The sequence below is a fragment of the Pseudomonadota bacterium genome, assembly GCA_039815145.1.
Lineage (GTDB): Bacteria > Pseudomonadota > Gammaproteobacteria > Steroidobacterales > JBCBZW01 > JBCBZW01.
On the sequence record JBCBZW010000150.1, the window covers coordinates 1 to 10,866 of the forward strand.

Annotated in this window: 9 protein-coding genes and 1 tRNA gene; 7 read left to right on the top strand and 3 right to left on the bottom strand. The window is 63.3% G+C overall.

The genetic code is table 11. From position 1 onward, the window contains the following. Together AAF184_22075 and AAF184_22080 are read left to right on the top strand one after the other, a co-directional pair. The coding region (locus AAF184_22075; protein MEO0425039.1) for an outer membrane lipoprotein-sorting protein at positions 1-451 on the top strand (451 nt) is incomplete at its 5' end. 118 nt (positions 452-569) lie between these two features. Further along, positions 570-1,352 carry an aspartyl/asparaginyl beta-hydroxylase domain-containing protein gene (locus tag AAF184_22080; GenBank protein MEO0425040.1) on the top strand — a complete coding sequence of 261 codons (783 nt, stop codon included), beginning with the start codon at positions 570-572 and terminating at the stop codon, positions 1,350-1,352. 60 nt (positions 1,353-1,412) lie between these two features. Here the strand turns inward: AAF184_22080 and AAF184_22085 are convergent, their stop codons facing one another. Then, positions 1,413-1,967 carry a PEP-CTERM sorting domain-containing protein gene (locus AAF184_22085; protein ID MEO0425041.1) on the bottom strand — a complete coding sequence of 185 codons (555 nt, stop codon included), beginning with the start codon at positions 1,965-1,967 and terminating at the stop codon, positions 1,413-1,415. 435 nt (positions 1,968-2,402) lie between these two features. On the opposite strand from AAF184_22085, the gene AAF184_22090 reads away from it, so the two are divergent. From AAF184_22090 to AAF184_22110, 5 genes are all read left to right on the top strand, one after another. Further along, a complete protein-coding gene (locus tag AAF184_22090) occupies positions 2,403-3,560 on the top strand; it encodes a Fic/DOC family N-terminal domain-containing protein (protein ID MEO0425042.1) in 1,158 nt (385 codons plus the stop codon). Positions 3,561-3,974: 414 nt separating this feature from the next. Further along, positions 3,975-5,822, top strand: coding sequence for a tetratricopeptide repeat protein (locus tag AAF184_22095; protein MEO0425043.1), 1,848 nt, complete (start codon positions 3,975-3,977; stop codon positions 5,820-5,822). A 511-nt stretch (positions 5,823-6,333) separates the two neighbouring features. Further along, a complete protein-coding gene (locus tag AAF184_22100; protein MEO0425044.1) occupies positions 6,334-7,011 on the top strand; it encodes a hypothetical protein in 678 nt (225 codons plus the stop codon). 424 nt (positions 7,012-7,435) lie between these two features. Next, positions 7,436-8,011, top strand: a complete 576-nt coding sequence (locus AAF184_22105; GenBank protein MEO0425045.1) for a type IV toxin-antitoxin system AbiEi family antitoxin domain-containing protein — start codon at positions 7,436-7,438, stop codon at positions 8,009-8,011. Continuing rightward, on the top strand, positions 8,008-8,790 hold the full coding sequence (locus AAF184_22110; GenBank protein MEO0425046.1) for a nucleotidyl transferase AbiEii/AbiGii toxin family protein: 783 nt from the start codon (positions 8,008-8,010) through the stop codon (positions 8,788-8,790). Before AAF184_22105 ends, AAF184_22110 begins: the two co-directional genes overlap by 4 nt. Positions 8,791-8,948: 158 nt before the next feature. On the opposite strand, the gene AAF184_22115 is transcribed toward AAF184_22110, so the two are convergent. After that, positions 8,949-9,024: transfer RNA gene (locus tag AAF184_22115), tRNA-Phe, on the bottom strand. 74 nt (positions 9,025-9,098) lie between these two features. Further along, the coding region (locus tag AAF184_22120) for an MMPL family transporter (protein ID MEO0425047.1) at positions 9,099-10,866 on the bottom strand (1,768 nt) is incomplete at its 5' end.

The following is a 10,866-nucleotide window of genomic DNA, read 5'->3' on the forward strand; positions in this document are numbered from 1 at the left end:
CGCCACCCCGGTTACCGAGGCCGACCTCGGCGAGCCCCTGTGGGGCACCTCCGTGCGGCCGGAGGACCTGTTCGAGTCCTTCTGGGACTGGCCGCGCCACGCCACCATCGGCGCGACCAGCGCCGGCCGCCGGGATTGCTGGATCGTCGAGTCCTACCAGCACGAGGACAAACCCTTCCCTGCCGTGCGCTCCTGCGTCGGCGTGGAGGAGGACATCCCGCTGGTCATCGAACGCTTCGACGCCGAGGGCGAACTGATCGCGCGCATTCGCGCCGACAAGCTCATCTTCCGCGAAGATCGCGGCTGGCTGCCGGTGGTCCTGACCGTGGAGACGCCGGCCACCCAGGAGCGCGCCACGATCCGCTTCACCCGCAGCGATCGCGACGTGGTGTACACCCCCGAGGAATTCACCCCGGAGGGCGTTCGCGCCCTGAGCGCACCGGCCTCCTAGCGGGGTGGCGGCGCGCCTGCCTGCCGCTTTCGCGCGGGGCAACGGGCGCCGCCGCCGGCGATCGCTCCCGTATAATGGCCGCCTAATCTACTGATCCAACTGGAAGAAGCTTCCTCCTATGTCGGACACCGCTATCGCCACCGGCCCCTTCGGCCGGATCCGCGCCGCCGGCGCGTACGTGTTTCGCAAGACGGTCTTCTGGATCGGCTTCTACATCCGTCCGCCCATCCACTGGTTCATCGGCCTGTTCTCCAAGGTGGGCAACCCGCCAGTCTTCGAGCGCGACGTGTTCGACTGGACCTCACGGCTGGAGGCCGACTGGGAGGCCATCCGCGACGAGGCCCTCGCCGTCTGCCGCCCCGAGGACATCCCCCCGTTGCGCGAGGTGTCGCCGGATCACAGCCGCATCGCCACCGATGAAAAATGGAAGGTGTTCTTCCTCTACGGCTACCGCTACGAAATCGAAGAGAACACGGCACGCTGCCCGCGCACGAGCGAGCTGGTGCGATCCGTGCCCGGCCTGATCTCGGCATTCTTCTCCATCCACACGCCCGGCACGCACCTTCCGAGGCACTACGGCCCCACCAACGGCATGATCACCTGCCACCTCGGCCTGCAGATCCCCAAGGATAAGCACGCGTGCCGCATCAACATCGATGACTCACCCTACAGCTGGGAGAACGGCAAGTTCCTGATCTTCGACGACACCTATTACCACGAGGTGTGGAACGACACGGACGAGAACCGCATCGTGCTGCTGATGCACGTGGAGCGGCCGTTGCGTCAGCCCGGTAAGGCCATTGCGGATGGGTTCCTTTGGCTGGCGACGAAGAGTCCGTTCATCCAGGCCACGCTGAAGGCGTTGGATGACTGGAAGGATACGAAGCAGAGCAAGGCCTGATACGCACCGCCCGGATCGCTCAAACCACCTAGGCCATGCGGGCAACGAGGCGTAAGTCAGCTAGGCGTACGTAGGAGGCCTCGGCCGCAGTCCCGCTTGGCGTCGCCGGCCCGCGAGGAGAAGGCCTCCCAAGCCGAACAAGGCAACAGTCGAAGGCTCCGGGACCGCCTGACTTACTGTGATGTTCCAGCGCCAGTTGGAGAATGCATTGGGAATTCCCCCCTCGTGCGCCACCCGCAATCGATACTCGCCAGCGAGCGCGAGGGGGTCGGACAGCAGTCCCAGCGAACCGTTATCGGGCAGGCTGCCTATGATGGAATCGTCAAATCGGTATGAGACAGAGGTTCCAGAGACCCTTGAATCCCTGTGGTCCGAGACGAAAAGCTCAAGGGAGTCAACCTGCAGGCCGTCCAACAGGGTGAAGGTAAAACTGTCGGCGTCGAATTCGATCAGCGAGCCACTGGCGGTGTTGACACCTACCCCTAGCGCCCCGAGCGAAAGAGTGCCAGCGCCACCGATGTCCGAGGTCTCGGTGAAGTCGATGGGGGCCGCCATAGAAGGCGTGATCCCGAGGCTGGCGGTAAGCAGTAGCGAAGCAAGCAGAGGTAAGCGCATCGGTTCTTCCTTGTGGGGGTCGTTTTGTTCTCCCTCCCCTATTACGAGAAGCGTCGGGAAACTCCCTCACACTGCGCTAGCCGAGTGACCGAATACGTAGCCAGGGGCGGAATCGAACCACCGACACGCGGATTTTCAATCCTCTGCTCTACTGACCGATAGGCCGAAATCACCAGGGAGTGAGCCGCTCCGGGTCTATCCCGCGCCGCGCCCCTACCCCTGGTGATACCGACTCGTCCGTCCCACGCGCCCCTGAAGGAACGCCATCTGATCGGACAGGATGGTTCTGTTGGCCAGAATCATCGCCTCCGGCGCCACTGACGGCGCAGCGCAGTCAGCACCAAAATAAACGATCGCTGATTTTCCTTGATCGAATGTAAGCGATCGCTTATTTTGATCCTCTGAAAATCAACGATCGCTTCGTTTATGTGCGCCATGGATCGTAAAACAGGTACTTACGAGCGAAGCTCGGTCGCTGGCGAGACAGTGGAAGCCTTCGTCCCGTTGCCTCTCCCGCCAGTTGCCCCCCCACTCGATCTTTCCGGTGCCCTGTCGAAGCAGCTCGACGAAGCCGCCGAACGCCTAAGACTGCTCGAACTCGCGGGTGATCTGGTCCCTTCGATCGAGTGGTTCGTCTACGCGTTCGTACGCAAGGAAGCGGTGCTATCCGCTCAAATCGAGGGCACCCAGGCGACGCTGATGGATCTGTTCGAGGTGGAAGCCGGTGCCGCAGCACCCGGTGACCCCGATATCGAAGAGGTCTGCGGGTACGTCGACGCCCTGCAGTACGCCTGGAGCGAACTCGAACGCGACGACGGACTACCCCTCTCGATGCGCCTACTGAGCAACGCCCACGCCAAGCTCTTGAGCGGAGCGCGTGGGGCGAGTAAACAGCCGGGTGAGGTGCGTCGGTCGCAGAACTGGATCGGCGGCACCCGCCCGGGCAACGCCGCCTTCGTTCCACCGCCACCGCATCGCCTCCCCGCCCTGCTCAGCGACCTCGAGCGCGCTATCCACGAGCCTTCCGAGCTGCCGCCGCTGGTTCGCGTTGGTCTTCTTCACGCACAGTTCGAGACGCTACATCCCTTCCTTGACGGCAACGGTCGCCTCGGACGACTACTGGTGACGCTCCTTCTGCGTCAATCGGGCCTGCTCACCCGGCCTCTGCTGTATCTCAGCCTCTACCTAAAAACTCACAGAGCCGAATACTTTGATCAACTCACAGCCGTTCGTGAGCGAGGCACTTGGGAGGAATGGCTCATGTTCTTCCTGGACGGGGTCGCCGTCGCTGCCGAAGAAGCGGTGGCAACGGCCCGTCATCTGAATCGGGTCGTCGAGGCCGCTCGCGACCGCGTGCTCGGGAGCGACGACGCCACGCTGCTCAGCCTGCGGCTCTTCGAACGGCTACCGGAGCACCCCATCGTCACCGTAAGTCACGCAACACGCCTCCTCGGGTGTTCACGACCGGCGGCGGGCAAGGCGATCAACGCGCTTGAGACTAGCGGAGTGCTTAGATCGATAGGGGATCGCAAGAAAAACCGGCTATTCGTGTTTCAGGACTACGTGGAGCATCTGCGGGACGGCACGGAATAGGTGCCAACAACGGGTACGCTCCACGGCTCCGGTGGCAGCCCTGATGCTGTGGATTGATGGTGGCCTGGGGCGGAATCGAAATACCGGTACGCGGATTTTCAAAACGAGTCTGCGCTGGTTGCGGTGTGTCGCCGTGTGGGCGGGTTTTGCTACAACCTCATGACTGAGCGGAGCACAGCGGCGTGAGGATAAGGGAGGACCTTGCCCGGCGGTTGATGCAAACTAAAGGGTATCGGCATCATGCGCCGAGCGTTATGTCCAAGGTAGGGAACCCCGTGAGCCTGATAGTGCCGTCCTGTCACGCCGCCACCACCTTAGCGGTTGCCAGGGGGCTACCCCGCGTTTTCGTCGACACCTCGACGGTTGCTCCTGTGAGAACTCCCGCCCGACGACGGCGCTGCGAGAGGTGCTGCCTTGTCCCTGTTCGGTGAGTTGAAGCGCCGTCACGTCCTGCGTGCCGGGGCCGCTTACGCCGTGACATCCTGGCTGCTCATCCAGGTGGCCGAGACCATCTTCCCACTGTTCGGCTTCGACGACGCGGCTGCGCGCCTCGTTGTCATCGTCCTGGCTATCGGCTTCATCCCGGCGATGGTCTTCGCCTGGGCTTTCGAGATCACCCCATCCGGTATCCGGCGGGAATCCGAAGTCGATGACTCGCAGACGCACGCGCCGTACGCGGGGAGGACTCTGGACCGAATCGTTATGGTCGTGCTGGCGTTGGTGCTTGGGTACTTTGCGTTCGACAAGTTCGTGCTCGAGCCGGCACGCGATGAAGCGACCCAGGCACGCCTGACCGAACGTTTCGAGAAGGCTCGCCAGCAGGGTCAGACCGATGCGCTGTTGGAGTCTTACGGTGGCAAGTCCATCGCTGTGCTGCCCTTTCTCAACATGAGCGGTGATGCCGGCGATGAGTATTTTTCTGACGGCATCTCAGAAGAGCTGTTGAATCTGTTGGCAAAGGTACCAGAACTGCGCGTGATATCGCGGACGTCCGCCTTCGCTTACAAGGGCAAGAGCATAAACCTCTCACAGGTAGCGCAGGAGTTGCGCGTCGCCCACATCCTAGAGGGATCGGTGAGGAGAGCTGGCAGTCGGGTGCGCATTACCGCACAACTCATCGACGCGCGCGCCGACACCAACCTGTGGTCCGAGACCTACGACCGCGAACTGACCGACATTTTCACCATTCAGGACGAAATCTCGGCCATGGTGGTGAGCAAGCTCAAACTGGCGTTGCTGGGGGATGCGCCGAAGGCCCGGGAGACGGACACCGACGCCTACGTGATGTGCTTGCAGGCGAATTACCTGAACGGCCAGGGCAGACCCGACAGCCTGGCCCGAGCCAATGATCTGTACACGCAGGCACTTGCCATTGACCCCACCTATATCGATGCGCTGGACGGTCTTGCGAGCAACTACGTCAATCAAGTGCTGTACGGCGTGACGTCAGCGGACGAGGGGCTGGGCCTGGCACGAGAGGCCGTGCGCCAGGTACTGGCGATCGACCCTGATAACGCCAAGGCACACGCACGGCTTGGCCGCATCGCATCCGCTTCCGGCAACGACGAGCTGGCCGAGGCGGCGCAGCACTACCAGCGCGCCATGGCGCTGGCCCCCACTGACCTGGGCGTCCTCGCCAACGCGGGCACCGTGTTGGCCTACCTTGGCCGGGTCGACGAAGCCATCGTGCTGGAGGAGTACGTCAATGCGCTCGATCCGGTGGACCCACGAAGCTATTGGACGCTGGGCACGTACTATCGCTACGCAGGGCGCTTGGACGATGCGATCTCGGCCTACCGGTCGGTGCTGCGCCTGAGCCCGGATTTCGTCGGTGCGCATTACATGCTGGGAGAAGTGCTGCTGCTTAACGGCAACCCCGAGGGCGCGCTCGCCGAGTTCCTGCTGGAGGAAGGTGACGAGCAGTATCAAGTCAAAGGGCAGGCCCTGGCATTGCACGCGCTCGGGCGCAAGGCTGACTTCGATACAAAGATGATAGAGCTGATCAAACGTTGGGGAGGCGAATGGCCATCGGAGGTGGCTCAGGTCTACGCCTACATCGGCGACGCCGATGCAGCGTTCGGCTGGCTTGACAAGGCCATCGCCCAAAACGAGGTTGGCCTGAACGAGCAGTTCCTCAATCCGCTCTACGCTTCCCTGCATGACGACCCGCGCTGGGGAGACTTCCAGGGGAGGGTGGGCTCCTCGTCGGCTCAGCGAGATGCAATTGCATTCGCGGTGCCGGAGACGGTACCCGGCTTCTAGGGAAGCTCTGCATGAGTCTGCCTCGAACCGTGACTATGCCCCGGGCCGGAGGGTTCCGAGTAGGACGCGGCGGTCGATTCCTGAGGGCGATCCCATGCCCTACCCGTCGCCTCATCGGCCCGACCAAACCTGTAGGAAGGGTCCCTCCGCCCCGCACTCCGAAACGAACGCCGGCAACCGCCATGCGCTGAAGCCATGACAGGGGGATCGCGCCGGGTCGCTTACAAGAGCGCGTTGCAGCGGCTTCGTGAATCCGTCGTGCTCGTCATTGGGGTATTCGTCGCACTGGCAGCTGAAAGAACCACAGGCGATGTCGCCGAACCGCAGAACAGGGATCCCTCCCGTTTCACGGTTATCGCGACCACCACACTCATCGTTCCGCTCGAGGGACGCCGTGGTACGCTACGCCCCCCGGCGGCAAGCTCGCGGGCTACTGCCCGAATGGGCTCCCCGCCGCTGCTTTCGAGGATCATAGGTGCCTGACCGAGATCTCCATTCGGAACCCCACTCGGTGGGCACCGCAATCCGCGACAGCGTGATCGTCGTCTTGAGTATCCTGCTCGCCTTTGCGATCGACGCGTGGTGGGACCGTCGCGGGGCGGTGGACCGGGAACAAGCCCTCCTGGAGGCGATCGTTACCGAACTCGCCGCCGCCACCGACGACCTCAAGCAGTATCGTGACCATCACGCCCGGGTCGCCACTGCAGGTTCGCAGCTCATCGGGCTGCAAGGCGAAGCAGCGGTCACACCCGAGCAGGCCGACCGGCTGCTCGGAATCATCGTTCAGGGCCGTCCTTATGCGCCTAGTGGAGCAGTCTTGGGCTCGCTTCTCGGTGCCGAAGGGGCTGCCAGCCTATCGGATCCGCAAACGGCGTTGCTCTTGGCCCGTTGGCGCCAGAGCACATCTAACCTGGCCGCCCTCTCCGACACCGTGGCGTACTACCTCAACAAGGACCTCAACGCGTACGTCAATCGCTCCATACCCTACCGAACGATAGACCTGGCGGCCGGAAACGTCTCAGGGATCCAGCCATCGAGCTTCCCCACAAACGTGCTCGCCCAACTGGAGTCCGTCGAGTTCGAGAACAACGTGTACAACCGCTACTACCTGGCGACACGCGTCGTGGAAAGGACGGACCGAGTACTGGAGGCGACCGGAGAACTCGTGAGCGTGCTTAAGGCGGAGTGATTTCGGGGCTAAGCAAACTGAGTTCCGAGCCGCCTGCGTGCCGCGGGCACAGGCTTCAGGCCGGGAAAGCTGTTGAGTTGATGGTGGCCAGGGGCGGAATCGAACCACCGACACGCGGATTTTCAACACGAGGCTGCGCTTGTTGCGGTGTGTGCCCGTGTGGACGGATTTCGCCACGATCACCTGAATAAGCGCACCTAAGCGGTACTGGTGTGTCGCGGTGTGATGCAGGTGACCAACCCGCACTGCGACCACGGAGTGTGACCAGCGCTGTGACCGACCCACCGCGCCGGAAGGGGCGGTGCGGTTTCTGACTCGACTCGTCTCGCGCGCTTACCGGAGGAACCGGATATCGAACCGCCGGCTGCTCTGGGGCAGAAGATATTGCACGAACATAAACTATTAGTTTATTTTTGTGCGCATGATGGCGCGCTCCGACTCTTCCCCAGAGACCCGTTGGGATGACCTCTACGGCCTAGCCGAGGCCCAATCCGGGCACTTCAGCGCACGGCAAGCCGCCGATATCGGGTTCTATCCTCAGCGCCTGCGCAAGTACCTGCTCTCCAAACGTATCGAGCGTGTTCGTCGAGGAATCTATCGGCTCACCCACTTCCCGCCGAGCGATGATGAGGAGCTGGTGGTCTACTGGCTCTGGACCGAACGCGAAGGTGTCTACTCGGGGGAGACCGCGCTCAACCTCCACGAACTGTCCAACGCATTGCCCACTCGACAGCACATTACGCTTCCCGAGTCTTGGCGATCACGTCGGCTACGGGTTCCAAAAGGTATCGTGCTGCATTTCTCCGACATCCCGGATACTGAACGCACCTGGGCCGGACCGGTTCCCGTCACTAAGGCTCAGCGCACTATCGAAGACTGCATCGAGATGCATGTGCAGCCGGATCTCATCGAGCAGGCCATTGCGCAGGCGAAAGCCCGTGGGCTCATCACCAAAGCCACGGCGACGAAGCTTGCAAAGAAGCCCGATAGCAGAAGATGAGCGTGCGGACCTACCTGACACCGACCGCGTTCAAGAGCGCACTCGAGCAACGGCTCAAACAAGGACCCAAAGAAGGGGCGGACCTCAATCGACGCCGCCAACTTCTGGTCTTCGAGCGCTTCCTTGCGAGGATCACACATGCGTTGGGCGATGCGGTGATCCTGAAGGGTGGCCTGGTACTCGAACTTCGCCTGGAACGCGCTCGCACCACGAAGGACGTGGACCTGCGCATGAGTGGTTCGCCTGCCGAGATCCTTGCGGCCCTACAACAAGCGGGACAAGTCGAACTGGGCGACTACATGACCTTCCAGGTCCAGCCCGACACGCAGCTTCCGCAGATGACCGGTGACGGCCTCATCTACGAGGGATATCGCTTCAAGGCGGAGTGCAGACTCGGCGGGAAAGTCTACGGCCAAGCCTTCGGAGTGGATGTCGCGTTCGGCGATCCGATCGTTGGTAGGCCGGATATCATCCAGGCGGAGGACAAACTCGCCTTCGCAGGCATCGAACCACCTACCCTTCAGCTCTATCCGCTCGCTTCACACATCGCCGAGAAGCTGCACGCTTACACCATGCCCCGCGACCGACCAAACTCGCGCGTCAAGGACCTTCCAGACATCGCGCTCCTGGCGACAATAGGCACTATCGATCCTGGGGCTCTGCGCGATGCTCTGAAGCAGACGTTTCAGGCGCGCGGTACTCACCAACTTCCGGACTCTCTACCGCCCCCCTGCTCCGGACTGGGAACGACCGTATGGAGTGATGGCAGAGCGCGATGAGCTACCGTGGACAACGCTTGCGGCAGTGACTGAAGCGGCGGCGAGGTTCCTCGACCGCATTCTGGCAGCCCAGCCCGTAGTCAAGTGGGACGCAAACACGTGGCGCTGGACGTAACCCATCCCAGCAGCGGCGTCGCAAGAGACTTTCATCGTTTTGATGGTGGCCAGGGGCGGAATCGAACCACCGACACGCGGATTTTCAATCCGCTGCTCTACCAACTGAGCTACCTGGCCAGACGAGAACCGTCGAAACCCGCCCGAGGGGACCCTCGAAGGGCCCGCTAGTATCAGGCTAGGCCCGCCGCCCGTCAACCGATCCCGTCCGCCCCCGCCGGCGCGGGCCGAGAATCCGCCGCCACGGGCCCGCCGGGCCGCCGATCGACCCATACCAGCACCGCTGGCAGCAGGAGAAAATCGACCACCAGGGCCAGCGCCAGGGTCACCGCCAGCAGGGTGCCCGTGTCCACGGTCGGGCCGAAATGGGAGAACCCCAGCAGGGAGAACCCTGCCACCAGCACCAGGGTGGTGATGGTGAGCGCCACCCCCACGGTCTCGAAGGCGTACCGGATCGCCTCCGGGGCGTCCCAGCCGCGCTCGCGGCGGGCGCGCAGGTACTTGGACAGAAAGTGCACCGTGTCGTCGACCACGATGCCGAGGCTCATGGTGATCACGACGGACACGGCGAGGTTCACCTCGCCCACGGTCACCCCCCACAGGGCGAAGGCGAAGAGTGCGGGCACCAGGTTCGGCACCATGCTCACCACGCCCATGCGCCAGGAGCGCAGGGTCACCATCAGCACCAGGCTGATCAACGCAAGGGCGACGGCTGTGCCCTTCAGCATGGCGCGGATGTTGCGCTGGTTGAGGTGGGCGAACATCACGTCCACGCCCGTGCCGTTGCCGGCGGTGACTGCGCTGGTGTTGTCGGCGAGCCACTCGCGCGCCCGGGCCTCCAGGGCGAGGAGCTCGTCCGAGTCGGTCTTGGTGAGGAACACCTGCATGCGGCTGGCAGAGCGATCGATGTCCAGGGTGCTGTCCAGCCCCTGGCCTTGGGGGAGCGATAGCTCGTAGAGCAGCAGGTACTGGGCGGCCAATGCGCGGTTGTCGGGCAGGCGGTACCAGGTGGGATCGTCACCGTGCATGTTGCGGTTCAGGCGCTTCATGATGTCGGCGAAGCTGTTCACGTTGACCACGTTGGGCTGCTCGCGCATCCAGGCGGCGAAGCGGTCGAGATCGTCGAGGTAGATGGGGTTATTGACGCCGTCGGCGACGCCGGACTCCACCGAGTACTCGATGGCGTCGACGCCGCTGATGTCGCAGTTGATGATCTCGAGGGCGCGGCGGTACTCGAAGCTCATGTCGAAGTACTCGAACCAGCGCTCGGTGAGTCGGTTGCCGGCCAGGCCCGCGAAGGAGAGGGGCAGGAGCACGGCGAACACGATCAGCAGCAGGCGGCGTCGGGCGAGCACCCAGTCGGCGAACGCGCGCATGCGCTGGGCCCTTCCCGTGCCGCTCACCTCACGCCCCCCGCGCGTGAACCAGCTCGCCGGCAGGAGGATCAACACTGCAGGCACCAGCACGATGCTGTACACGAAGGCGAACCCCACGCCCACGGCCACCATGTTGCCGAGGGCCTGGTAGGGCGGTGAATCACTGAAGTTGAGCCCCAGCACGCCGATGCTCGTGGTGAGGCTGGTGATGAACACGGGCTCGAGGTTGATCCGCATCGCCTCCACCAGCGCCGCGCGCTTCGGATTGCCGATGCGCAGCTGATGGGAGTAGCTAACGAGAATATGCACCACGTCCGCGACGGCGATGGTCATGACGATCGTCGGCACGAAGCCGGCGACGGACGCCAGCACGGTGTTACCCCACCCGAACACGCCCATCGTCGACGTGACGGAGAGCAGCACCACGAGCATGGTCACGGCCATGGCCGGCGCGCTCGCGAAGAGCAGCCATAGGCCGCAGGCGATGGTCAGCACGGTGAGGGGAATCAGCGTGGTGAAGTCGCTCGCCACGGCCTCGCCCAGCACCACGTTCGTGACCACCGTGCCCGATAGGGAGAGATCGATC

Bases quoted from the DNA above. Each gene is read 5' to 3' on its own strand.
- AAF184_22090 (MEO0425042.1), top strand. From the start codon at position 2,403: ATGGATCGTAAAACAGGTACTTACGAGCGAAGCTCGGTCGCTGGCGAG.
- AAF184_22080 (MEO0425040.1), top strand. From the start codon at position 570: ATGTCGGACACCGCTATCGCCACCGGCCCCTTCGGCCGGATCCGCGCC.
- AAF184_22105 (MEO0425045.1), top strand. From the start codon at position 7,436: ATGGCGCGCTCCGACTCTTCCCCAGAGACCCGTTGGGATGACCTCTAC.
- AAF184_22085 (MEO0425041.1), bottom strand. From the start codon at position 1,967: ATGCGCTTACCTCTGCTTGCTTCGCTACTGCTTACCGCCAGCCTCGGG.
- AAF184_22110 (MEO0425046.1), top strand. From the start codon at position 8,008: ATGAGCGTGCGGACCTACCTGACACCGACCGCGTTCAAGAGCGCACTC.